This is a genomic window from Streptomyces mirabilis (assembly GCF_039503195.1).
Classification (GTDB): Bacteria; Actinomycetota; Actinomycetes; order Streptomycetales; family Streptomycetaceae; genus Streptomyces; species Streptomyces mirabilis_D.
Genome location: NZ_JBCJKP010000001.1, coordinates 3901599 through 3924054 on the forward strand (window position 1 = coordinate 3901599; position 22456 = coordinate 3924054).

The following is a 22456-nucleotide window of genomic DNA, read 5'->3' on the forward strand; positions in this document are numbered from 1 at the left end:
ACCAAGACCTTCCCGTCCTTGCTCACGAGGACGACCCTGCCCTCGCCGTCGCGCATCGCGTCGAACCGCGACACGTTGTTCCTCCCCACCCAATCGGGCGGTCACCCTCGCGTCACTCCCGCCCCGGGCAAGGTCAGTTCGAAGGCGGATCCTCGCCCAGCGCCGCCGCCAACGCCCGCTCGACGGCCGCCGCGTCGGGGGATTCGGCGGCCCAGGCCACGTATCCGTCGGGCCGCACCAGCAGGGTCGTACGCCGGTCGCTCGCCCAGCTCTCCACGGCGAGACGGTCCTTGCGGCCCTTGAGGTCGTCCAGGCCGTACGCCCGGACGACCGCCGTCGGTGCGACGAGGACGAACCGGCCGCCGCGCAGGGCCTCGTAGAGGCGGCCGCCCTTCAGAGTGACATCGGGGACCCGGGTGCCGACGAGGGCGTGCGAGCCGCGCGGGGCCCGGTAGGCGAAGCCGATGCCGGTGATCTGACCCGCCGCCTTCCGGCGCACGGGGCCGACGCCGTCGAGGACCGTGGTGAACGCGGAGCGCAGCGCCAGCGTCCAGGGGTACTTGGCCATCGCGAGCCGGACGATCCCGCCGCTGCTGCGCAGCACCGCCTTGCCGACGGGGTGGCGCTCGGCCTGGTAGGTGTCCAACAGGTCCGTGTCCGCGTGGCCGTTGACGACCAGCGCGAGCTTCCAGCTGAGGTTCGCCGCGTCCTGGAGGCCGGTGTTCATGCCCTGCCCGCCGGCCGGGGTGTGGACATGGGCGGCGTCACCGGCGAGAAAGACCCGGCCGACCCGGTACGCGGGTGCCTGGCGCTCGTCGCTGTGGAAGCGGGACATCCAGCGGGCGTCGTGCATGCCGTAGTCATGGCCGAGGGAGAGCCGGACGATCTCCTTGACCTCGTCGAGTTCGAGCGGCGCGCTGTCGGGGACGTCGCGACCGCGGTGCCAGCCGATCACGCGGTAGTAGCCGTCGCCGAAGGGCACCATGAAGGCGAAGGCCTCGCCGACGGCGTTGGCGGTGAGGATCGACTCCGGCTCCTCGGCGAGCAGGACGTCGGCGAGGACGACGGACCGGATGACCGACTTCCCGGGGAACGGCAGCCCCACCGCCTCACGCACCGCGCTGCGCATCCCGTCCGCCCCGACCACGTACGCGGCCGCCAGCTCTCCCGCCGCCCCGTCCGCACCGCGGACTTCGAGCGTGACGCCCGCCGCGTCCTGGCGCAGTCCGGTCACCTCGGTCTCGTACACGAACCGCACCCCGGCCTCGACCGCCCGCCGCTCCAACGCCCGCTCCACCTCGTACTGCGGGATCACGAGCAGGTGGTTGAAGCGGGAGGGGAGCGTGTCGAGGGCGACGGAGAGCCGGCCGAAGAGGCGGATGCGGTCGACGGTCCGGCCGTGACTCTCCAGCTCGTCGGCGAGACCGCGGGCGTCGAGCTGCTCCAGGGTGCGGGCGTGCAGGACGAAGGCGCGGGAGAGGTTGCTGATCCCGTGCGGGCGCTTCTCGACGAGGGTCACGGGGACACCGGCGGCGGCGAGGTCCCCGGCCAGCAGGAGGCCGGTGGGGCCGGCGCCGACGACGATCACGTTCCGGGACCCGGTGGTGCCGTTCACCTTGCCGTTCGTCTTGCCGTTCATGGCGGCCTCCTGATGCCGGCACCCGCTGGTCAACATTTGTTGGCCAACGCTTGTTTACCAAGATAGGGAGCCCACTCTGGACTGTCAACAACTGTTGGCCTACGGTTGTTGGCATGCCCGACAAGGAACTCCCCGCCCCCGCCGCGTCCCCCGCGGCCCGCCGTTCGGACACCACCCGCACCGCCATCCTCACCGCCGCGCGCGAACGCTTCGCGGCCGACGGCTACGAGCGCGCCACGATCCGCTCGATCGCCAAGGACGCACGGATCGATCCGTCGATGGTGATGCGGTACTACGGCTCGAAGGAAGGACTGTTCGCCGCGGTCCTCGACGTCGACCTGCGGCTGCCGGACCCGGTCGGGCTGGACCCGCACGAGGCGGGCCGCGTCCTGGTGGGCCACTTCCTCGACCTCTGGGAGGAGAACGAGGTCCTCACCGTGCTGCTCCGGGTCGGCGTGACCAATCCGGACGGCGCCGCGCGCATGCAGGGCATCTTCCGGGACCAGCTCATGCCGGTCGCGCTGCGCGTGTGCCCCGACCCGGAGCAGGCGCCGGCACGGGCCGCGCTGACCGCCTCACAGGTGCTGGGCATGGCGATGGCCCGCTACGTCCTGCGGTTCCCGCCCGCCGTCGCACTGCCCCGCGAGGAGGTCGTGGCGTGGCTGGCGCCGACGGTGCAGCGGTATCTCACGGCGCCGCATCCGTAACGGGCCCCGAAAACACGTCGGGGGACTCCGAAAACACGTCGAGGGAGTCCCCGCACCCGGTGGGTGCGCGGACTCCCTCGATCGAGAAGGATCCAGGCCTCGGCGCGCGACCGGGGCTCCAGGAAGCGACCCGGAATCAGGTCCGCTTCGGCTGCTTGTCGGACTTGTCCAGGACCATCACGAGGCCCGCGATGACCAGGAACAGGACGATCGGCGTCACGACGTAGAGGCCGAGCGTTTCGATCACGCTCAGGCCCTTGCCGGGGTCGTCACCGTCGTCGCGGGTCAGCGCGAGCGCGGGGGACGACATGAGCAGCATCATCAGCGTCGTACCGGAAGCCAGGGCGCCGGCGCGCAGGGCGTTCTTCTTGTCCACGGTGCAAACGTAGCGAACACCTGAATGAGTCGCGCGCCCGGGGTGCCGTACGGAGGCCGCACCCCCGCCCGGACGCCCCGCTCCCGCCCGCTCACACGCCTCCGCCACGCCCACCCGCACTCCCACCCTCACCCCGGCCATCGCTCCGGCGGCCATCGCTCCCGAGGCCGTCACGTCCACCGCGACCCGCGGACCGTCCCCGCAGCACGTCGATCAGCGCGTACAGCCGGGGCGAGGCCGCCAGTTCCTCCAGGGTCACCGGGCGGCCCTCGGCGTCGGCGATGGGCAGCCGCCAGTTCGGGTACTGGTCCCACGTGCCCGGCAGGTTCTGCGGACGCCGGTCGCCGACCGTGTCCGGGAGCCACACGCCGATCATGCGGGCCGGGGTGCGCAGCAGGAAGCGGTGCACGGCCTGGATCTCGGCCTCCTCCGACACCGCCGAACCCGCGTCGCCCGCCCCGTGCAGCAGCCCGAGGCGGGCGAGCAGCGCCAGCCACTCCGCCGTGTCCGCCGTGGCCGCGGTCCGCTCGTCCTCCAGGGAGCCGGTCAGCAGGCCGAGCCGGTCGCGGAGTTCGACGTGGTCGCCGGTGAGCCGGGAGGCGGTGGGCGGCAGGTCGTGGGTGGTGGCGGTGGCCAGGCAGTCGGGGCGCCAGCGCTCGGGGGGCAGGGGCTTCCCGTCGCCGTCCCAGTCCCGTTCGAACCACAGCACCGAGGTGCCGAGCACCCCGCGCTCGTGCAGCGTCTCGCGTACGCCGGGCTCGACCGTGCCGAGGTCCTCGCCGATCACCAGGGCCCCGGCCCGCGAGGCCTCCAGGGTCAGGATCGCGAGCATCGCCTCGGCGTCGTAGCGGACGTACGTGCCCTCGGTGGGCGGCTGTCCCTGCGGCACCCACCAGAGCCGGAACAGGCCCATCACATGGTCGATGCGCAGGGCGCCCGCGTGCCGGAGGAGGGCGCGCAGGAGGCGGCGGTACGGGGCGTAGCCCGAGGCGGCGAGGCGGTCCGGGCGCCAGGGCGGCAGGCCCCAGTCCTGGCCGCGTGCATTGAAGGCGTCCGGGGGCGCGCCGACGGACATGCCCGCCGCGAAGTACTCCTGCTGCGCCCAGGCGTCGGCTCCGCCGGGATGCACTCCGACCGCGAGGTCGTGCACGAGACCCACCGCCATCCCGGCGTCACGCGCGGAGCGCTGGGCGGTGGCGAGCTGGGCGTCGGTGAGCCAGGCGAGGCGGCTGTGGAAGTCGACGCGGTCCATCAACTCGCCGCGGGCGCGGGCCGTCGCGGGTGAACGCGGGTCACGCAGGCCCACCGGCCACCGTTGCCACTCGGGGCCGTACACCTCGGCGAGCGCGCACCAGGTGGCGTGGTCCTCCAGCGCCTCGCCCTCCTCGGCGAGGAAGTCGACGTAGGCGGCGCGTCGGCCGGGGCCGAGCGACACTTCGTGCACCAGTTCCAGCGCTTCGCGCTTGAGCTCCCACACGGCGTCGCGGTCGATCAACGCACCCTTGTGGAGCACGGATTCGCGCAGCCGCTCGGCGCGCTCCAGCAGCGTCCCTACCCGGCCCGGGTCGTCGACGTGGGCGAACTCGGGGATGTCCTCGACCCGCAGATGGACCGGGTCGGGGAAGCGGCGGGAGGAGGGCCGGTACGGGGAGGGGTCGGTGGGGGTGCCGGGTACGGCCGCGTGCAGGGGGTTGACCTGCACGAATCCGGCGCCGAGCGCCCGGCCGGCCCAGGCGGTGAGTTCGGCGAGGTCGCCGAGGTCGCCCATGCCCCAGGAGCGCCGGGAGAGGAGGGAGTAGAGCTGGACGAGAAGTCCGTACGTGCGTCCGGGCGGCGCGGGCAGCCGGGCGGGGGCGGCGACGAGGTGGGCCTCGGCGGTGCGGCCGTCGGGGGCGGTGGCGTGCAGCGTGTGGACGCCGGGCGGAAGCTGCTCGGCGGCGGCGCGGGTCTCGCCCTGTTCGGTGGTGATGCGCAGGCGGGTGCCGGTCGGCAGTCCGGCGAGCGCGGCGGGCGGGCTGGCGCCCCAGCACACCACCGTCGGCGGCAGCAGCCGCTCCCGTGTCTCGGCCTCGCTGGCGGCGAGGGCCGCGCGGACGGCGTCCGGGGTGCTCGCGTCGACGCCGAGCGCCGCCAGGGCCGCGACGACCGCGGTGTCCGTGGCCGCGACCGTACGGTCGGGGGAGGGGCTGTAGGAGGTGGCGACGCCGTGCAGTGCGGCGAGCCGCGCCAGCGGTGTGTGCGGGTCGGGAGGGCCGGCCGGCGAGGAGCCGGTGGGCGACGGGTCCGCGGGCGGGCGAGGCGCCATCTATACCCCCGAGATGTCCGTGGCGGCGCCGGTGGAGACGGGCTCGCTGGTCAGGTGCGCGGCGTCGGCCAGCGGCGGTTCACTGGTCAGCGGCTCGGCGTCGGGGAGGGGAGGTTCGCTGGTCAGCGGCGGTTCGACGGAGGCGCCCTCGGCGCTGAAGACGCACGCGTGGGGCTCGACGGGGGGCTCCGTCGGGCGTTTGGAAAGGGCCGAGAGCAGAAGGTGTGCCGATGCGGCCACGGTGGCCTCCTTGTCGTGTACGTCGCGTACGGGACGGGCGGGTTACCGCAGCCCTACCCAGCGGGCGCCACGACAGACGTACACGGACGAACAACGTGCTTCTGGTCACATTCCGCCCCCGCGCGAGGCCGCCGGCGTGACGCGTCCAATTCGCCCCACATATCCCCTATTGAATTGACTTGAATCGACCTATCCCGCCCGCGGGAAGGGGGCGGTCGCAAGCGGCTGTCGCCGCCGGAGGGTCAAGCGGCGACGCCCCGGCTTCTGAGCAGTTCGGTGTACGCGGCTTCGGCGGCGCGTCCGGCGAGGGTTCCGGGCGGGGTGTGGGTCAGGAAGGTGTCGGTGTTCCCGTGGTGGAGGACCGTCCCCCCGTACATGACGGTGACGTGGTCCGCCTCCTCGGCGAGGTCGGCGACGTCGTGCGTGGACAGCAGGACCCGCACGTCGCCGGTCAGGCCGCGCAGGATGTCGCGGAACACGCGGCGCTGGTAGGGGTCCATGCCGGCGGTGGGCTCGTCCAGCAACAGGACCTGCGCTCCGTGCACGAGCGCCCCCGCGACGCCGACACGCCGCAACTGGCCGCCGGAGAGCCGGTTCGTGCGGGTGTCGGTCTGGTCGGCCAGCTCCACCTTCAGGAGGGCCTTGCGGGCCTGCTTCCAGGCGTCGGCACGGTTCATGCCCTTGAGCCAGCCGATGTAGGCGACGTACTCACGCGCCGTGAGCGTGGGCATGGGCACGATGTCCTGCGGCATCCAGGCGACAGCCCGCCGGTACGCCGACGTGCCCGCCGACCCGCCGTCCAGGGTCACGCGTCCCTTCTGCGGTGTGGTCACCGAGGCCGCGAGCTTCAGCAGGGTGGATTTGCCGGCGCCGTTGGGACCGAGCAGGACGGTGAGGCCGTCCGGCAGGGCGTAGGAGAAGTCCTCCAGGACCGGCCGCTTCCAGCGCCGGTAGCCGTAGGTGCAGTTGCTGAGTTCGAGTGTCACGCTGTTTTCCTCGACGAACGGATCTGGGCGGCAAGGCCGATGGCGAACACCGCCAGGGAGGCGGCTGCCGCATACGGGTTGTCCGCGGGGAGCGCGATGACGGTCCAGAGGTGCGGCACGTTCCCTCGGAACCCCACGAGTACGACGGTGAGCAGCCAGCCCACTGGGATCATCACCGCCGTCTGACCCGCCCATGCCCGTCCGAGCAGCATCAGGCCGGTCAGGAACACCGCGTTGCGGCCCCCGGCCGTGGCCGCGGCCGAACCCTGCACGGCGGCGATGAGAACGCCGCACAGCACGGCCGCGGCCATGACCGTGGCGACGAGCCCGTTGTCGAGCCGCGTCAGGGACCGGACGCCGGAAACCTCGGCCGCGGGAAGCCTCGATTCCAGAACCGCCATCAGGAAGGCGAGCAGCGGGACGGGGACGAACAGCGAGAGCGCGACCCGGGGGCTGCCGACGAGGGACGGCAGCAGCACCGTGGTGCCCTGCACCACGTACAGTCCGGCGCCGAAGACAAGCAGGGCGAGCGGCAGCAGCAGGTGTCCCCGGCGGGCCTTGAACCACCACGTCACGAGGCCTTCGCCTCACAGGTGTCGAGCGTCTGCCTGATCCACTTGGCCTGATCGGCCCGCGGCTCGGCCAGCACCTTGGTGACGGTGGCCTCTACCTGCTTCTCCAGCTTCTGGGCCAGGGGATCCAGGCCCTCCTGCTCCCGGCGTTTCCGGTAGGCCTGCTCCTGGCCGGTCTTCAGGGCCCCCCACAGCCAGGCCGAGTGGGCGGAAAGGGCAGGGACCTGCTCACAGCGGAAATGCAGGGTTCGCACCATGATCTGATACACCGCGTCACCGCTCTGCACCGGGCCGGTCAGCTCCATGCGCCACACCGTGTCCGTGGAGGGCTTCTGCCGACGCCCGTCGACGTAGCTGTCGGTGATCAGACGGGGTTGCGCCGAGGTCGCCCCGGCGTCACGCAGCACGCGCAGCGCGTTCGCGGTGTCGCGCTGAACCTGCGGAAGCGCTCGCGAGTCGAACTCCGGTACACACATGCGCGGCGCGCCGCCCACGCACTTCATCTCCACGTGCCCACCGGTGAGGGGCGGAGTGGCCGACCAGTCGACGGCTGTGCGGTAGGCCCCGAGGACACCGCCGACGGCCACCACGGCGGCGACCACGACCCGCAGCGCGCGCCACCCGTAGGGCAGCCACAGGATCATCAGCCCGACGGCTATGCCGCCGGCCAGCAGCACGGGCACCGCCGCCGTGACGAGGCTGGGCACCTCTCCGAAACCGAGGGTGTCGAACTGTCCGGAAACATGGCGGGGCCAGTAGGGCAGCACCGCCCTGGTGAAGGCGACGGTGATCCAGTCGGCCACGGCCAGGATCGGCGTGGCGATGACGCGGGGGATCCAGCAGCCGACGGCGAATCCGAGGACGGCGTGCGCGACGCACAGAACCATCCCGGCGAGCGGCAGCCGCAGGCTGTCGAGGGTCGGCGCGGTCGCCGATCGCGCCAGTGAGACCGCCGGGGGGAGCAGCAGGACGAGCCAGGACAGCACGATCACCGGAGCAAGGGCATTGGCCGCGATGCGGTAACGCGAACGGGCCGGCGCCAGCGCCCATATCCGGGCGCTCCTCAGACGTCCACTCTCCCAGCAGGCAAGTCCCGCTGCCGCCGCGTAAGCCAACGCATAGAGAGTTTGCAGCGGCTCCGCGACAAGGCTCGGCGCATAATGGTAATAGCTTGAGAGAGGGGCCGTTTCTCCTACCACATAGTAAAGGAACGTCAATAGGAGAATGACGGGGGCAGCCCATCGCACGCTACCGCTGCGCAGACTGGTGCTGAATTTCATTGAGTCTCACTGAACCACTCGTCGGCCGGACAGGGGTGCCCTGACAGGGCACCCCTCAGAGCTGTGATGTCAGCCGTCGACCTTGGTGGTGTCCACGACGAGCTTGCTCACGCTGAGCTGCGGCCCGAAGGTGGATCCACCGATCTTCATGATCTGGAAGTAGTAGTCTCTCTTGCCGGACGGCAGGTCGGTCCACTCGCCGTTGCTGACGCCACCGTTGAAGCAGGCGGTGTACGTCTTGTTGTCGTACGCCTTGTCGGGCGCGAGAGAGATGTCGTTCCAGACCTGCACGTCGGTGCTCTTCGAGCCGTCGGTCGTGCAGCCGTGGAAGGTGATCTGCGAGTACAGCTCGTCCGACCAGCGACGGGACTCGAAGCCCACGCTCGCGCCCGTGATGGAGCTCTCCCAGTTGGCCTCGGCGATGGGGGCCAGGGCAAGGGTGATCACAGCCGCCGTGCCGGCCACCATGGATATACGTGCACCACGCTTCATTTTTTATTCTCTCCTCGTAAAGCACGGGGAAAGGTAATCGTAAAGTAGAAAACGTCCTCCCCCGTGCGTCTTCAGGGCTACCGCCCGAGATCCAAAGTTATCAGCGCTGATCATGAACGGTCAACCTTCCGTTTGCCTCACGGTGGTTGCATTCGCCTCGTCCATGTGCGTACGGGTTTGGATTCGTGGCCAGAAATATGCCGAGGTAGTCCACATTGACCTTGATGCCCCAGCAGCCGCGGCGGGTCGAAGCAATCCCCGTCGGCGAGTCTGCGGCAGCAAAGAGGGAGCGATCAATGCTGGTAATGGCGGAGCAAAGTTCGACTTTGCACTCATAGCGACAGTGAAGGCGTCGACGGCCGGCACAACCATGGCCCCAGGTGGACGTCACGCCGGTTCGCCCGCGCGATTCCGACGGAGGGGGACGCAGCGGTCCGCTCCATGATCAAAAGGATCTTCGAACCGTACTCGTCCCGGCCGACGCACCCGCCGTGACCGCCGCCGTGCCCCTGTCCACCCGCCGCCGGGGGCCGGCCACGCAGATCGCCGCCAGGGTGCCGCGGGCCGTTACTCGGCCGGGCCCAGCTCCTGAAATCGGCCCTGCCACTGCTGCGGCGCTCGGTGCACCCGGCACAGCCGCGCTACGCCCGACCTGCGGGACACGGCCGCCCTGCCCTGCCACACGGCCGTCCCGCCCTGCGCACACGGCCGTCCCGCCCTGCGGACACGGCCGGTTCCCCGGGAGGCACGGGGTCCTCCTGGGGAGCGGAAACGGGGCGGCGGGGATATCCGGGCTGCCGTACGACGCACCAGGCCTTGTGGGCCGTACAAGCAACACGAAGGCCCGGATCGTCAGGCGGAAATGCCGTCGATCCGGGCCATCGCATCCTCCGCGCCGTACGGCTGCAGGTAGGGCAGCCAGCGCGGGTCCCTATGCCCCGTTCCGATGATGCGCCAGGCGAGCCCCGTCGGCGGGGCGGGTTTGTGGCGCAGGCGCCAGCCGATCTCGACCAGGTGGCGGTCGGCCTTGGTGTGGTTGCAGCGGCGGCATGACGCCACCACGTTGTCCCAGGCGTGCTGACCTCCGCGGGAGCGCGGGATGACGTGGTCGACGCTGGTTGCGACGCCACCGCAGTACATGCACCGGCCGCCGTCGCGGGCGAACAGTGCCCGACGGGTCAGCGGAACGGGCCCCCTGTAAGGGACCCGTACGAACCTCTTCAGCCGGACCACGCTGGGTGCGGGGACAGTAACGGTCTCGCTGTGCATGAAGGCGCCGGATTCCTCGAGGCAGATGGCCTTGTTCTCAAGGACGAGGACGAGCGCGCGGCGGAGCGGTACGACGCCGAGTGGCTCGTACGACGCGTTGAGGACCAGGACGTGCGGCACGGATGCCTCCTTGTACGCCGGCGGCGCGTGGCTCGCGCCGGGACGATCTGCAGTCAGTCTCCCCTCTTGCCTGGTGGAAGCGCCACCATGTCCCGGTAACGGGCTGGGAGTGTTTTCGACCACACCCTCTTTCATCCCCAGGTGAGTACGGTCTCTCCCTGGAACATTGCAACGATCCACACACGATGCCCCGTTAGTGTGGTGGTTCTGCCCGCCGCTGTCCTCACATGTCCCCGAGCCGCGGGCGGACCGCTACGCCTGGAGGTACCTGCCGTGTTCTTGACCGCCCTGTTGGCCTCGGGGTCCACCCCGTCGCCGTCCCCCTCGGCGACGACGGACCCGACGACCGCCACGCTTCAGGACGCCCAGCAGAGCGCGACCAACGCCGCCAGCTGGGTCGAGCAGAACTGGTCCACGTGGCTGGCGATCGGTCTGCGCGTCCTGTTGATCCTGGTGATCGCTGGGGTACTGAGAGTGGTGGTGCGGCGGGCGATCACCAAGCTGATAGATCGCATGACCCGCACGGTCCAGGCGGTCGACGGCACGGCCCTGGGCGGCCTGCTGGTGAACGTCGAGCGCCGCCGGCAGCGCTCGCAGGCGATCGGCTCGGTCCTCCGCTCGGTCGCGTCCTTCCTGATCATGGGCACCGCCGCGCTGATGATCCTGGGCACGTTCCAGATCAACCTGGCCCCGCTGCTGGCCTCCGCCGGTGTCGCGGGTGTGGCGATCGGTTTCGGCGCCCGCAACCTGGTCACGGACTTCCTCTCCGGCGTCTTCATGATCCTTGAGGACCAGTACGGCGTCGGCGACACGATCGACGCGGGGGTCGCCTCCGGCGAGGTCATAGAGGTGGGCCTGCGCGTGACGAAGCTGCGCGGCGACAACGGCGAGATCTGGTACGTCCGCAACGGCGAGGTCAAACGCATCGGCAACCTCTCCCAGGGCTGGGCCACGGCCGGCGTCGACGTCACGGTCCGCTCGCACGAGGACCTGGACAAGGTGAAGCGCACCCTCGACGAGGTCGCCGAGGCGATGACCAAGGAAGAGCCCTGGAACGAGCGCCTGTGGGGCCCCATCGAGGTCCTCGGCCTGGACAGCGTCCTGCTCGACTCGATGGTCGTCCGCCTCTCGGCGAAGACCATGCCCGGCAAGTCCCTCTCCGTCGAACGCGAACTCCGCTGGCGCGTCAAGCGCGCCTTCGACGCCGCGGACATCCGCATCGTCGGGGGCCCCACGGTGCCCCCGGAGGAGGAGCCCGTCGACCCGTCCGCCGCGGTGGCGGCCCCGTCGGTCCTCGGCAACCCCGCCTCCCCCCAGTCGGAGGCGACCGCCCCCATCCCGGCCCCCGCCTCGGCCCCCGCCACGTCGAGCGCGCCGAAGTAGGCCCCGGCCGTACGTGACAGGGGGCGGCACCCGGGTGTTCCGGGCGCCGCCCCCGCTCACGTAGGAGCAGGTCCACAGCTCCGGCATCAGCCGTCGATTCACGTACGGCGATCTCGTCGACCGGCCGCTCGACCTCACATGCTCAGCCGTCAGCCGGTCCGCTCACGCCCCTCGCGTAGAACTTCCCCACATAGGCGCCGGAAGGAAGGTCGCTCTCCCGCATGAGCGCGAAGACCTCGGCCCCCTCCCCCGGCGCCCCGCCGTTCCGGAACGCCTCGGCGAAGCCGGTGTACTCGGTCTCCCCCAGCGCCGCGCGGTACTCGCCCGCCTCGGCCTCCGCGCAGCCGATGGCCTCGTCCGGGGAGCCGGCGGTCCACAGCGTCACCCGCTCCTCGTAGACACCCAGTTCACGATGGCGGAAGACACACCGAACGCCGTACCACGACCGCTCATCCACGGACGGTCCCGGACTCCAGCCCGGTCGCCCCGGCTGTCTGGCACACCGCGGCGAACGAGGACCCCTTGCCCAGTCCGGCCACCCCCAGAAGTCCTCACCGTCCCGGACGACGTCCCCCGAGGGCGCGTCGAAGGACATCGAGCCCCAGACGGACTGCTTCCCCCACCCGGGACGCCACCGGAAGTGGATCTCCTCCTGGCCCTTCTCGGCCACGAGGAACGCCCGCTCCGATGCCGCCAGCTTTTCGCGGACCCGCTCCTGCCACCCGTCCGAGACCGGCACCGGGCGCAGGACGTGCGTCTGCCGGTCGTCCAGCGCCTCGGCGGAGAGCGGGATGCCGACCGCACCGGCCCGGCGCCGCAGCGACCGCACTATGAACAACAACCTGCGAAGGTGACCGCGTATCGACCCCGCCGCCATCCCCCTCCGGCGTCGCATCACCGTCCCAACGGCGCAGATCACCCCAGAGCTCCGCACCCCCTCCCACCTGTACATCTGCCGATCGTGACGAGGCCGTGATGCGTCCGGGGCGCGCCCTCGAAATGCGCAACGACATGGGGCCGGACGACGCCTCGAGCTGCACCACGACGTCCACGACCGCCACGGGCACGGGCACGGCCACGGGCGACCACGTCGACGTGTGACCGAGGACAGGCCCTCCCCCGACTCACCCCAAGTCGCCCCCGCCGCAGACGGATTCGTCTGCGGCGGGGGCGGCTTCGCGCGTCTGGGGGAAGTCCGGGGCGAGGATGCGGACTCCGCCCCAGGTAACGACTCTGTTGCCTCGGGGGTGGTTTCTCTTGACGCCTCCGCGGCCCGCGGCCTACCTTCCTCCCACCAATAGGAAACTTTCCTAACAATGATCTTGCAGTGGACTTCCCCACGGCCACCCTGGGAAGCTGAGCGACTGGGCAGTTGAAAGGCAGGTGTCGACCAACATGGCAGGATCCGCCGGTACGCCGGGCACCCCGCGCGTCCTGCGCGCCATGAACGACCGCGCCGCCCTCGATCTGCTGCTCGCGCACGGACCGCTCTCGCGGACCAGGATCGGAAAGCTGACCGGGCTGTCCAAGCCCACCGCCTCCCAGCTCCTCGCCCGGCTGGAGGCCGCCGGACTCGTGCTGGCCACCGGCACGAGCGAGGGGCGGCCGGGCCCCAACGCCCAGTTGTACGCCGTCAATCCGAGGGCCGCCCACGCGGCGGGCCTGGACGTCACGCCCGAGCGCATCCTCGCCGCCGTCGCCGATGTCACCGGCCGCACCGTGGGCGAGTACGAGCTGCCCACCCCGGGCCGGCACCCCGCGCAGCCCGTCGTACGCCAGGTCGCCGACGCCCTCGACGGCGCGGTGAAGGCGGCGGGGCTGGCCCGCGGCGACGTCCACCGGCTCGTCATCGGTACACCCGGCGCCTTCGACCCCAACACCGGCCGCCTGCGGTACGCCTCCCACCTGCCCGGCTGGCACTCCCCCAGCCTCCTCGACGAGCTCGCGGCCGCGCTGCCGATGCCCGTCGAGTACGAGAACGACGTCAACCTGGTGGCCATCGCCGAGCAGCGGCTCGGCGCGGCGCGCGGACACGAGGACTTCGTGCTGCTCTGGAACGAGGGCGGCCTCGGCGCCGCCCTCGTCCTCGGCGGCCGACTGCACCGCGGCTGGACCGGCGGTGCCGGCGAGGTCGGCTTCCTGCCCGTGCCCGGCGCACCCCTCGTACGCCAGGTGACCAAGGCCAACAGCGGTGGTTACCAGGAGCTGGCCGGCTCCCAGGCCATTCCCAAGCTCGCCCGCGAGCTGGGCATCCAGCCGGTGCCGACCGGGCCCTACGCCGAGGTCGCCGCCGCCCTCGTCGAACAGGCCGCCCGCATCAACGAGGGGCCGCACCTGCGGCTCCTGGAGACGTACGCGACCGGTCTCGCCACCGGTCTCGCCTCACTCGTCTCCGTGCTCGACCCCGAACTCGTCGTGCTCAGCGGCGCCTCACTCACCGCCGGCGGTGAACCGCTGCGCGTCCTGGTGCAGGCCGAACTGGAGGAGCTGGCCGCCTCCCGACCGCGTCTCGTGGTCGGCGACGTACACGAACACCCCGTGCTGCGCGGCGCGTTGGAGAGCGCGCTGGCGGCCACCCGCGACGAGGTCTTCGACACCTCCCGCTGAGTCCCACCCCTCGACCGACTCCCCGTCCCGCGAACCGTCCCGCGAACACCACCACCGCCGCCCTGCCGTAGGGAGACCCCGCCATGCCCGGAATATCCAGGAAAGTCGCCACTGCTCTCGCCGCTTCCGCCTCGCTCGTCCTCCTCACCACCGCCTGTACCGGCCAGTCGTCCTCGGGCGCGAGCGACGACGCCTCCAAGGACACGACGATCAACTTCTGGCACGCCTGGAGCGCGCCCGGCGAGATCGCGGGCGTGAAGGCCCTGGTCGCGGGCTTCGAGAAGACGCACCCCAACATCCACGTCAACATCGTCGCCAACATGACCGACGACAAGATCAACCAGGCCCTGCGCTCCGGCGGCGACAAGGCTCCCGACGTGATCTCCTCGTTCACCACCAACAACGTGGGCAAGTTCTGCTCCTCCGGCGCCCTTGTCGATCTCAACCCCTTCTTCAAGAAGGCGGGAATCGACCCGGCGACGACCTTCCCGAAGGCGATGAACGAGTACACCCAGTTCGACGGCAACCGCTGTACGGTTCCGCTGCTCGGTGACGCCTACGGCCTCTACTACAACAAGGACGCGTTCAAGAAGGCCGGGATCTCCAGCCCCCCGAAGACCTGGTCCGAATTCGAGGCGGACGCGAAGAAGCTCACCGTCTCCCAGGGCGACTCCTACTCCCAGCTGGGCTTCATGCCGAACTACCACGGCTGGGAGTCCACCACCGAGCACTACTTCGGCCAGTTCTCCCCGACGTACTTCGACAGCAGCGGCAAGTCGAACCTCGCCAAGGACCCCGCATTCACCGCCGGATTCACCCTCCAGAAGAAGCTCGTCGACGAACTCGGCGGCTACCAGAAGCTGGAGAAGTACCGCTCCAAGCTCGGTGACGAATGGGGCCCCAAGCACCCCTTCCACACCGGCCAGGTCGCCATGCAGCTGGACGGCGAATGGCGGCTCGGCATGGCCGAGGACGCCAAGCCGAACTTCGAGATCGGCGTCGCCCCGCTGCCCGTTCCCGACGACCAGGCCGACCAGTACGGCAAGGGCTACATCACCGGCACCATCGCGGGCATCGCGGCCACCAGCAAGAAGCAGAACGCGGCCTGGGAACTGGTCAAATACATGACCACGGACACGGACGCGGTGGTCGGTTTCGCCAACGCCATTCACAACGTGCCCTCGACGCTGGCCGCGCTCAAGTCGCCGAAGCTGAAGTACGACCCGCGCTTCAAGACGTTCCTGGACATCGCCTCGAACCCGAACTCGACGACGACTCCCGCGTCCATCAACGGCGGCACCTACCTCGTGACGATCCAGCAGTTCGGATACGACTACGAGAGCGGCAAGGCGAAGGATCTGAAGGCGGGTCTGCAGACGACCGCCGCTCAGATCGACACGGACATCGCGCAGGCGAAGTAGCAGACGGGCACGGACATGAGCACCGTCACACTCGCTTCGAAGCGGCGCCGATCGGCGCTGCGCACCCTCGCCTTCATGTCGCCGTGGCTGATCGGCTTCGCGGTCTTCTTCGCCTATCCGCTGCTGTCGACCGTCTATTTCTCGTTCATGCACTACGACGGCTTCAAACCGCCGACGTGGAGCGGGACCAAGAACTGGACCTACGTCTTCGAGCACTACCCGCTGTTCTGGCCCGCGCTGCGCAACACCCTGTGGCTGGTGCTGGTCATGGTCAGCCTGCGGGTCGTCTTCGGACTCGGCGTGGGCCTGCTGATCACGAAGATCAAGACGGGCACGGGCGTCTTCCGCACCTTCTTCTACCTCCCCTACCTCGCCCCGCCCGTCGCCGCGACGATGGCCTTCGCCTTCCTCCTCAACCCCGGTACGGGACCGGTCAACTCGCTCCTGGAGAAGGTCGGCATCCCGGCCCCCGGCTGGTTCAACGACCCCAGCTGGTCCAAGCCGGCCCTCACCCTGCTGGCCCTGTGGGGGATCGGCGACCTGATGGTCATCTTCATGGCCGCGCTGCTCGACGTGCCGACGGAGCAGTACGAGGCGGCGGAGCTGGACGGCGCCTCGGCCTGGCAGCGGTTCCGGTACGTCACGCTGCCCAACATCTCGCCGATCGTGATGTTCGCCGTGGTCACCGGCGTGATCCAGACCATGCAGTACTACACCCAGCCACTGATCGCCGGGAAGGTCGCCTCAGGCGTCATCCAGGGCGCCGGTACGCAGTTCGAGCCCGGCTACCCCGACAAGTCGACGCTCACCCTGCCGCAGCTCGTCTACAACCTCGGCTTCCAGCGCTTCGACTACGGCTCCGCCTGTGTGGTCGCGCTCGTGCTCTTCGCCCTGTCCATGGTGTTCACCGCGTTCCTGATGCGGCGCCGGGGCGGTCTCATCCAGGCAGGTGACTGACAGCCATGACACAAGTACTCGACAAGCCCGTGGAGTTGCGGGCCCCGGTCTCGCCCGCCGAGCGCACCGCCCGTCGCAAGGCGCTCCTGGAGTGGGTCGCGATCCACGCCCTGGGCGTCGCCGCCGCCCTCTTCTTCGTCCTCCCCTTCGTCTTCGTCTTCCTGACCTCCCTGATGAGCGACTCGCAGGCACTCAGCCGCGACCTCATCCCGCACACCTGGGAGTGGGGCAACTACAAGAAGGTCTTCGACACCCCGGGCTTCCTCACCTGGTGGAAGAACACACTGCTGTACGCCGGTGCCGGCACCGTCCTGACGGTCGTGTCGTCGATCCCCGTCGCCTACGCCCTCGCCAAGTTCCGCTTCCGCGGCCGGAACCTGTCACTGATGCTGGTCATCTCGATGATGATGCTGCCGCCGCAGGTCGTCATCATCCCGATGTACCTCTTTTGGGCGAAACAGCTGGACCTGTCCGGCACGCTGTGGCCGCTGATCATCCCGATGGCCTTCGGCGACGCGTTCTCCATCTTCCTGCTCCGCCAGTTCCTGATGACCATCCCGAACGAGTACCTCGACGCGGCGAAGGTCGACGGCTGCGGGGACCTGAAGACCCTGCTGAAGGTCGTCCTGCCGATGGCGAAGCCGGGGATCGCAGCCGTGGGCCTCTTCCAGTTCTTCTACGCCTGGAACGACTACTTCGGCCCGCAGATCTACGCCTCCGAGAACCCCGGCGCCTGGACCCTCTCCTACGGCCTGGAGTCGTTCAAGGGCGCGCACCACACCGACTGGAACCTCACCATGGCCGCGACCGTGCTGGTCATGGCCCCCGTGATCCTCGTGTTCTTCTTCGCACAGAAGGCGTTCGTCGAGGGCGTCACGCTCACCGGAGTGAAGGGTTGACACACATGAAACTCACCGTGGTCGGCGGAGGGTCGACCTACACGCCCGAACTCATCGACGGCTTCGCCCGGTTGCGGGACACCCTGCCGGTCGAGGAACTGGTCCTCGTCGACCCGGCCGCCGACCGCCTGGAGCTGGTGGGCGGCCTGGCACGACGCATCTTCGCCAAGCAGGAACACCCCGGCCGGATCGTCACGACCTCCGACCTGGACAAGGGGGTCGAAGGCGCCGACGCGGTCCTGCTCCAGCTGCGCGTCGGCGGCCAGGCGGCCCGCGAGCAGGACGAGACCTGGCCGCTGGAGTGCGGCTGCATCGGCCAGGAGACGACGGGCGCGGGCGGTCTGGCCAAAGCGCTGCGCACGGTGCCGGTGGTACTGGACATCGCGGAGCGCGTCCGCCGTACCAACCCCGCCGCCTGGATCATCGACTTCACCAACCCGGTCGGGATCGTGACGCGCGCACTGCTCCAGGCGGGCCACAGGACGGTCGGGCTGTGCAACGTGGCGATCGGCTTCCAGCGGAAGTTCGCCGGGATGCTCGGGGTCGCCCCCGTGGACGTCCATCTGGACCACGTGGGTCTCAACCACCTCAGCTGGGAGACCGGGGTGCGCCTCGGCGGCCCCGAGGGCGAGAACGTCCTGCCGAAGCTGCTGGCCGAACACGGCGACACGATCGCCGACGACCTGCGCCTGCCGCGCACCCTCGTGGACCGCCTGGGCGTGGTCCCCTCCTACTACCTGCGCTACTTCTACGCGCACGACGAGGTCGTACGAGAACTGCGGACGAAGCCGTCACGGGCGGCGGAGGTCGCGGCGATGGAGCGGGAGTTGCTGACGATGTACGGCGATCCGGCGCTCGACGAGAAGCCGGAGCTGCTCGCCAAGCGGGGCGGCGCGTACTACTCCGAGGCGGCCGTCGACCTCGCCGCCGCGCTGCTCGGCGGGAGCGGCAGCCCCTATCAGGTGGTCAACACCTACAACAAGGGCACCTTGCCCTTCCTCCCGGACGACGCGGTGATCGAGGTGCAGGCGGCCGTCGGTCCGCACGGCCCGACACCACTGCCGGTCCTGCCGGTCGACCCCCTGTACGCGGGGCTCATGGCGGCCGTGACGTCCTACGAGGACCTGGCCCTGGAAGCCGCTCTGCGCGGTGGCCGCGACCGGGTCTTCCGGACCCTCCTCGCCCACCCCCTCATCGGCCAGTACGAGTACGCCGACGCCCTGACCGACCAACTGATCGCGCACAACCGGGAGCACCTCGCGTGGGCATGACGTCATCCGGACCCGGCGCCGGGACGGCCGCCGGATCCGACCCGGCGGGCATGGTCCTGGCCATCGACGCGGGGAACAGCAAGACCGACGTCGCGGTCGTGTCCGTGGACGGACGGGTGGTCGGGGCCGCGCGCGGCGGGGGATTCCGGCCGCCGGTGGTCGGGGTCGCCACGGCCGTGGACACCGTGGGCGAGGCCGTCGCCCGCGCCTTCGCCGAGGCGGGCGTCGACTCCGTGGCCCATGTCTCGGCCTGTCTCGCCAACGCCGATCTTCCCGTGGAGGAGGAGCAGTTGGCGGTCGCGCTGCACGCGCGCGCGTGGGGCACGAGCGTGGAGGTGCGCAACGACACGTTCGCGATCCTGCGCGCCGGGATAGCGGAGCCGCGTGGGGTCGCCGTCGTGTGCGGCGCGGGTATCAACTGCGTCGGCATGCGTCCCGACGGCCGCACCGCCCGTTTCCCGGCGCTCGGTCGGATCTCCGGTGACTGGGGCGGTGGTTGGGGCCTGGCGGAGGAGGCCCTGTGGTACGCGGCCCGCGCGGAGGACGGCCGGGGCGGGCCCACGGCCCTGGCCCACACCCTTCCGGCCCACTTCGGTCTGTCCTCCATGTACGCCCTGATCGAGGCGCTGCACCTGGAGCACATCGAGCACGACCGCCGGCATGAACTGACCCCGGTGCTGTTCGCGACGGCGGCGGAGGGTGATGAGGTCGCTCGCGCTCTCGTGGACCGGCTCGCGGACGAGGTCGTCGCGATGGCCACGGTCGCTCTGACCCGCCTCGACCTCCTCACCGAGGAGACCCCCGTCCTCCTCGGGGGTGGTGTCCTTGCCGCCCGCCATCCCCAACTCGACGACCGGATCCGCGAGCTCCTGTCGGCCCAGGCCCCCAAGGCGGTCCCCCAGGTGATCTCGTCCCGCCCCGTGCTGGGCGCCGCCCTCCTGGGCCTGGACCACGTCCACGCCCCCACCGAGGTCCACACCCGCGTACGGGCCTTCTACGAGGGAGGTTGAGGGGCCTCGTCCTCGAACGCCGGACGACCCCAGGCTTTCAGGGGCGCGGGGAACCGCGCGACCGGCCCCCACCGGCCCGCACCCGAAAAGACCACCCCTCGCACATACCCCGCGTACCGGCGCATTCGAAAGGGAACCGAACACACACCGGCCGCGTATTCATGGTCAAGGGGGGTGGCGCGGAGCGCCGCGGTCGCGCTGCCGTCCGAACGGGCCACCGCTGTACGAAGGATGGGCTGCAATCCGAACAAGATCGAGTCAAGGCCTGTGCGGATGTCAGTCCCGGCGGCGATACTTGCGGCCGTGCACCTCTTTTCGTGCTCCCGCGTACGCGGGGGAGGTGACCGACGGATGACCATGGGGGAGGTCAAGTGACACAGCCGCCGAAGGGCACGGCGCCACCGGGGCAGCCGGCCACGCCCACGATGCCGGCCGTCCCGCCGCAGTCCGGCGCGACAGCGGCCCAGTACGGCGCGACAGCGACGGCGCCGCGGTCCGGGCCCGCCTCGCCGCCGGGCAGACCCGCCACGCCCGACACCGCCCCCGCACGCCGCACCGCCTGGGCGGAGGGGGTGGACCGCCTGCGTGCCGCGGCGACGACGGAACCGGGCCGGCTGCGCCTCATCGGCGCCGTCCTCGCCCTCCTGGTCATCGCGTTCGGCACGGTCACCGCCTGGCAGATGACCGAACGTTCGAGCGCGGCGGACGACGTGCTGCACAGCAGCCAGCCCCTGAGCGCCGGCGCCGCGGACATCTACCGTTCGCTCGCGGACGCCAACACCGCGGCCTCCAGCGGCTTCCTCGCGGGCGGCCAGGAGAGCGCGGACACCCGCGACCGGTACGAGAAGGACATCCGGACGGCCGCGCAGGGGCTCATCACCGCCGCCGCCAACTCCGATCCGGGATCCCCGTCCACGGACACGATCGCCAAACTCAACAAGCTGCTGCCGGAGTACAAGGGCCTGATCGAGCGGGCCCGCGCCAACAACCGGCAGGGCTACCCGCTCGGCGGCGCCTACCTGCGGTACGCGAACGAGAAGATGCAGCAGCAGATGCTCCCCGCGGCCGAGGATCTCTACAAGCGGGAGAACGCCCGGCTGAGCGCCGACTACGCCGACGCGAAGCCCTACCCGTGGGCCGCGATCGGTCTCGGCGTCCTCGCGCTCGGCGGGCTCGTCTGGGCCCAGCGACGCCACTACCGCCGTACGAACCGGGTGTTGAACCAGGGACTGGTCGCCGCCACGGCCGCCTCCGCGGTGGTGCTGCTCTGGCTGGTGGTCGGACACAGCGTGGCCCGGGCCGGGCTGAACTCCTCGTACGAACACGGGGTCCGCTCGCTGAACGTGCTGCACGACGCCCGGATCGCCTCCCTGAAGGCGCGCGGCAACGAGAACCTCACACTGGTCAGTCGGGGCGCGGAGACCAAGCAGGTGTCCGCGACGGAGGTCATGGACCTCTACGACTACGACTTCCAGCAGGACATGAAGACCCTCACCAAGGGCCTGGCGCTGGCCGAGGGCCTCGCCGACGACACGGCGGGCAAGAAGCCCGTCGCGGCCGCGACGGCCAACATGAAGGTCTGGAAGTCCCGCCACCAGGAGGCCCGCACGGCCGACGACTCGGGCGACTACCAGGGCGCTTTGAACAAGGTGATCGGTTCGGCGGCCGACAAGCCGACCGGTGAGTGCTTCGACGGCGTGGACACCAACCTCGCGGCGGCGCTGACGCACGAGGAGACTGAGTTCAAGCAGGCGGCGGGCAACGGCCGGGACGCGATGAGCGGGCTCCCCGCGGGCGCGGGCGTCCTCGCGGCGCTGGCCGCGGCGGGCGCCCTGCTGGGCATCGGACGCAGGCTTTCGGAGTACCGGTGAGAGGGGGAGTGGTGAAAGGGGGCATGGCGATGACCGCACGACGTCTGAGGGCGAGCCTGAAGGGCTGGGGCGGCGTGGGTGCGATGGCCCTCGCCCTGGCCGTCACCGCGCTCTTCGCCCTGTTGCTGCCGCTGAGCAGCGCCCGCGGGGACGGCAGCACGGGCACCGGCGGCCAGGGCGTGGGCCAGGGCATCCAGGCCAGGGCCGACACGTGCACCGACCCGCAGAACCAGAGCCCCTCCCCGTCCTCCGACGACAGCGGCAAGACGATCACGGCCATCAAGCAGCGCGGCTATCTGTCGGTGGGCGTCGACCAGAACAGCTACCGCTGGGGCTACCGCGATCCGAACAACACGGCGAAGAGCAGCGACCTGGAGGGCTTCGACATCGATCTCGCGCACGAGATCGCGAGGGACATCCTCGGCGACCCGAACGCCGTCCGTTTCCACGCCATCCCCACCAACCAGCGCATCCCCGCGATCAAGTCCGGTCAGGTCGACATGGTGGTGCGCACCATGACGATCACCTGCTCCCGCCTCGAGGACGTGGCCTTCTCGGCCCCCTACTTCCTGACCGGGCAGCAGGTCCTGGCCCCCAAGACCTCGGACATCAAGGGGTACGACAAGACGCTGGCGGGCAAGCGGATCTGCTCGGCGGCGGGCTCGACGGCGTACGACAAGCTGTCGGCCGACAAGAAGGCGGGCACGCTCGCCTCCTCCGCGGACATCACCACCACCGTGCCCAACCAACTCGACTGCCTGGTGCGGCTGCAGCTCGGTCAGGTCGACGCCGTGGTGACCGACGGCGCGCTCGCCGCCAGCCAGGCGGCGCAGGACCCCACGGTCGAGCTGAAGGGCAGGACCTTCACCGAGGACTACTACGGCGTGGCGATGAAGTTGGGCGCCGACGATCTGGTACGCCGGGTCAACCAGGTACTCGTGGACTACCGCAAGAGCGGCGGCTGGCAGGCCTCGTACACCAAGTGGCTGTCCGCGACCCTGAAGGCGGACTCCCCGTCGGCGACTCCGCCCACGGCGCACTACAAGTAACG

At 70.5% G+C, this 22456-nt stretch carries 21 protein-coding genes; 11 read left to right on the forward strand and 10 right to left on the reverse strand.

What is annotated here, in order from left to right; all coding sequences use genetic code 11:
* Positions 1-133: 133 nt before the first annotated feature.
* The gene (locus tag AAFF41_RS18245; protein ID WP_343324232.1) at positions 134-1639 is read right to left on the reverse strand and encodes an FAD-dependent monooxygenase; all 1506 of its coding nucleotides are present in this window, start codon (positions 1637-1639) and stop codon (positions 134-136) included.
* 113 nt (positions 1640-1752) lie between these two features.
* On the opposite strand from AAFF41_RS18245, the gene AAFF41_RS18250 reads away from it, so the two are divergent.
* Positions 1753-2346 (forward strand): TetR/AcrR family transcriptional regulator, encoded by a 594-nt coding sequence (locus tag AAFF41_RS18250; protein WP_343324233.1) that lies wholly within the window; start codon positions 1753-1755, stop codon positions 2344-2346.
* Between the two features lie 136 nt (positions 2347-2482).
* On the opposite strand, the gene AAFF41_RS18255 is transcribed toward AAFF41_RS18250, so the two are convergent.
* The 8 genes from AAFF41_RS18255 to AAFF41_RS18290 form a co-directional block, all read right to left on the reverse strand.
* The gene (locus tag AAFF41_RS18255; RefSeq protein ID WP_054231770.1) at positions 2483-2722 is read right to left on the reverse strand and encodes a hypothetical protein; all 240 of its coding nucleotides are present in this window, start codon (positions 2720-2722) and stop codon (positions 2483-2485) included.
* A 91-nt stretch (positions 2723-2813) separates the two neighbouring features.
* Positions 2814-5027 (reverse strand): 4-alpha-glucanotransferase, encoded by a 2214-nt coding sequence (gene malQ / locus AAFF41_RS18260; protein ID WP_343324234.1) that lies wholly within the window; start codon positions 5025-5027, stop codon positions 2814-2816.
* Positions 5028-5267, reverse strand: a complete 240-nt coding sequence (locus AAFF41_RS18265) for a hypothetical protein (protein ID WP_319744377.1) — start codon at positions 5265-5267, stop codon at positions 5028-5030.
* 242 nt (positions 5268-5509) lie between these two features.
* The gene (locus AAFF41_RS18270; protein WP_319744379.1) at positions 5510-6253 is read right to left on the reverse strand and encodes an ATP-binding cassette domain-containing protein; all 744 of its coding nucleotides are present in this window, start codon (positions 6251-6253) and stop codon (positions 5510-5512) included.
* The gene (locus AAFF41_RS18275) at positions 6250-6828 is read right to left on the reverse strand and encodes a hypothetical protein (protein WP_343324235.1); all 579 of its coding nucleotides are present in this window, start codon (positions 6826-6828) and stop codon (positions 6250-6252) included. The genes AAFF41_RS18270 and AAFF41_RS18275 overlap by 4 nt, the downstream gene beginning before the upstream one ends.
* Entirely contained in the window at positions 6825-7817 is a 993-nt protein-coding gene (locus AAFF41_RS18280; protein ID WP_343324236.1) for a hypothetical protein, read from the reverse strand. The genes AAFF41_RS18275 and AAFF41_RS18280 overlap by 4 nt, the downstream gene beginning before the upstream one ends.
* A 357-nt stretch (positions 7818-8174) precedes the next feature.
* On the reverse strand, positions 8175-8597 hold the full coding sequence (locus AAFF41_RS18285; RefSeq protein WP_319744386.1) for a hypothetical protein: 423 nt from the start codon (positions 8595-8597) through the stop codon (positions 8175-8177).
* Positions 8598-9449: 852 nt separating this feature from the next.
* Positions 9450-9986, reverse strand: coding sequence for an HNH endonuclease (locus AAFF41_RS18290; RefSeq protein ID WP_054231776.1), 537 nt, complete (start codon positions 9984-9986; stop codon positions 9450-9452).
* Between the two features lie 258 nt (positions 9987-10244).
* On the opposite strand from AAFF41_RS18290, the gene AAFF41_RS18295 reads away from it, so the two are divergent.
* Entirely contained in the window at positions 10245-11369 is a 1125-nt protein-coding gene (locus tag AAFF41_RS18295; RefSeq protein ID WP_415925822.1) for a mechanosensitive ion channel family protein, read from the forward strand.
* Positions 11370-11511: 142 nt separating this feature from the next.
* On the opposite strand, the gene AAFF41_RS18300 is transcribed toward AAFF41_RS18295, so the two are convergent.
* Entirely contained in the window at positions 11512-12210 is a 699-nt protein-coding gene (locus AAFF41_RS18300; RefSeq protein WP_319744390.1) for a hypothetical protein, read from the reverse strand.
* A gap of 134 nt (positions 12211-12344) precedes the next feature.
* On the opposite strand from AAFF41_RS18300, the gene AAFF41_RS18305 reads away from it, so the two are divergent.
* From AAFF41_RS18305 to AAFF41_RS18345, 9 genes are all read left to right on the forward strand, one after another.
* Positions 12345-12470: a hypothetical protein gene (locus AAFF41_RS18305; protein WP_319744392.1), complete on the forward strand. Its 126-nt coding sequence runs from the start codon at positions 12345-12347 to the stop codon at positions 12468-12470.
* Positions 12471-12764: 294 nt separating this feature from the next.
* Complete coding sequence (locus tag AAFF41_RS18310) at positions 12765-13976, forward strand: ROK family transcriptional regulator (protein WP_319744394.1); 1212 nt, start codon at positions 12765-12767, stop codon at positions 13974-13976.
* A gap of 83 nt (positions 13977-14059) precedes the next feature.
* A complete protein-coding gene (locus AAFF41_RS18315; protein ID WP_343324237.1) occupies positions 14060-15397 on the forward strand; it encodes an ABC transporter substrate-binding protein in 1338 nt (445 codons plus the stop codon).
* A 15-nt stretch (positions 15398-15412) separates the two neighbouring features.
* Positions 15413-16354: a carbohydrate ABC transporter permease gene (locus tag AAFF41_RS18320; RefSeq protein WP_319744398.1), complete on the forward strand. Its 942-nt coding sequence runs from the start codon at positions 15413-15415 to the stop codon at positions 16352-16354.
* A 5-nt stretch (positions 16355-16359) separates the two neighbouring features.
* On the forward strand, positions 16360-17253 hold the full coding sequence (locus AAFF41_RS18325; protein ID WP_054231783.1) for a carbohydrate ABC transporter permease: 894 nt from the start codon (positions 16360-16362) through the stop codon (positions 17251-17253).
* A 5-nt stretch (positions 17254-17258) separates the two neighbouring features.
* Positions 17259-18524: a 6-phospho-beta-glucosidase gene (locus AAFF41_RS18330; RefSeq protein ID WP_319744400.1), complete on the forward strand. Its 1266-nt coding sequence runs from the start codon at positions 17259-17261 to the stop codon at positions 18522-18524.
* Positions 18521-19534 carry an N-acetylglucosamine kinase gene (locus AAFF41_RS18335; protein WP_343324238.1) on the forward strand — a complete coding sequence of 338 codons (1014 nt, stop codon included), beginning with the start codon at positions 18521-18523 and terminating at the stop codon, positions 19532-19534. The genes AAFF41_RS18330 and AAFF41_RS18335 overlap by 4 nt, the downstream gene beginning before the upstream one ends.
* A 425-nt stretch (positions 19535-19959) precedes the next feature.
* Positions 19960-21405 (forward strand): hypothetical protein, encoded by a 1446-nt coding sequence (locus tag AAFF41_RS18340; RefSeq protein WP_319744561.1) that lies wholly within the window; start codon positions 19960-19962, stop codon positions 21403-21405.
* A gap of 29 nt (positions 21406-21434) precedes the next feature.
* A complete protein-coding gene (locus AAFF41_RS18345; RefSeq protein ID WP_319744404.1) occupies positions 21435-22454 on the forward strand; it encodes a glutamate ABC transporter substrate-binding protein in 1020 nt (339 codons plus the stop codon).
* The last annotated feature ends 2 nt before the right edge of the window (positions 22455-22456 follow it).

Coding starts and splice junctions, on each gene's coding strand:
- AAFF41_RS18325 (WP_054231783.1), top strand. CDS start 16,360: ATGACACAAGTACTCGACAAGCCCGTGGAGTTGCGGGCCCCGGTCTCG.
- AAFF41_RS18345 (WP_319744404.1), top strand. CDS start 21,435: ATGACCGCACGACGTCTGAGGGCGAGCCTGAAGGGCTGGGGCGGCGTG.
- AAFF41_RS18340 (WP_319744561.1), top strand. CDS start 19,960: ATGCCGGCCGTCCCGCCGCAGTCCGGCGCGACAGCGGCCCAGTACGGC.
- malQ (WP_343324234.1), bottom strand. CDS start 5,027: ATGGCGCCTCGCCCGCCCGCGGACCCGTCGCCCACCGGCTCCTCGCCG.
- AAFF41_RS18245 (WP_343324232.1), bottom strand. CDS start 1,639: ATGAACGGCAAGACGAACGGCAAGGTGAACGGCACCACCGGGTCCCGG.
- AAFF41_RS18310 (WP_319744394.1), top strand. CDS start 12,765: ATGGCAGGATCCGCCGGTACGCCGGGCACCCCGCGCGTCCTGCGCGCC.
- AAFF41_RS18305 (WP_319744392.1), top strand. CDS start 12,345: ATGCGTCCGGGGCGCGCCCTCGAAATGCGCAACGACATGGGGCCGGAC.
- AAFF41_RS18315 (WP_343324237.1), top strand. CDS start 14,060: ATGCCCGGAATATCCAGGAAAGTCGCCACTGCTCTCGCCGCTTCCGCC.
- AAFF41_RS18320 (WP_319744398.1), top strand. CDS start 15,413: ATGAGCACCGTCACACTCGCTTCGAAGCGGCGCCGATCGGCGCTGCGC.
- AAFF41_RS18330 (WP_319744400.1), top strand. CDS start 17,259: ATGAAACTCACCGTGGTCGGCGGAGGGTCGACCTACACGCCCGAACTC.
- AAFF41_RS18285 (WP_319744386.1), bottom strand. CDS start 8,597: ATGAAGCGTGGTGCACGTATATCCATGGTGGCCGGCACGGCGGCTGTG.
- AAFF41_RS18335 (WP_343324238.1), top strand. CDS start 18,521: ATGACGTCATCCGGACCCGGCGCCGGGACGGCCGCCGGATCCGACCCG.
- AAFF41_RS18250 (WP_343324233.1), top strand. CDS start 1,753: ATGCCCGACAAGGAACTCCCCGCCCCCGCCGCGTCCCCCGCGGCCCGC.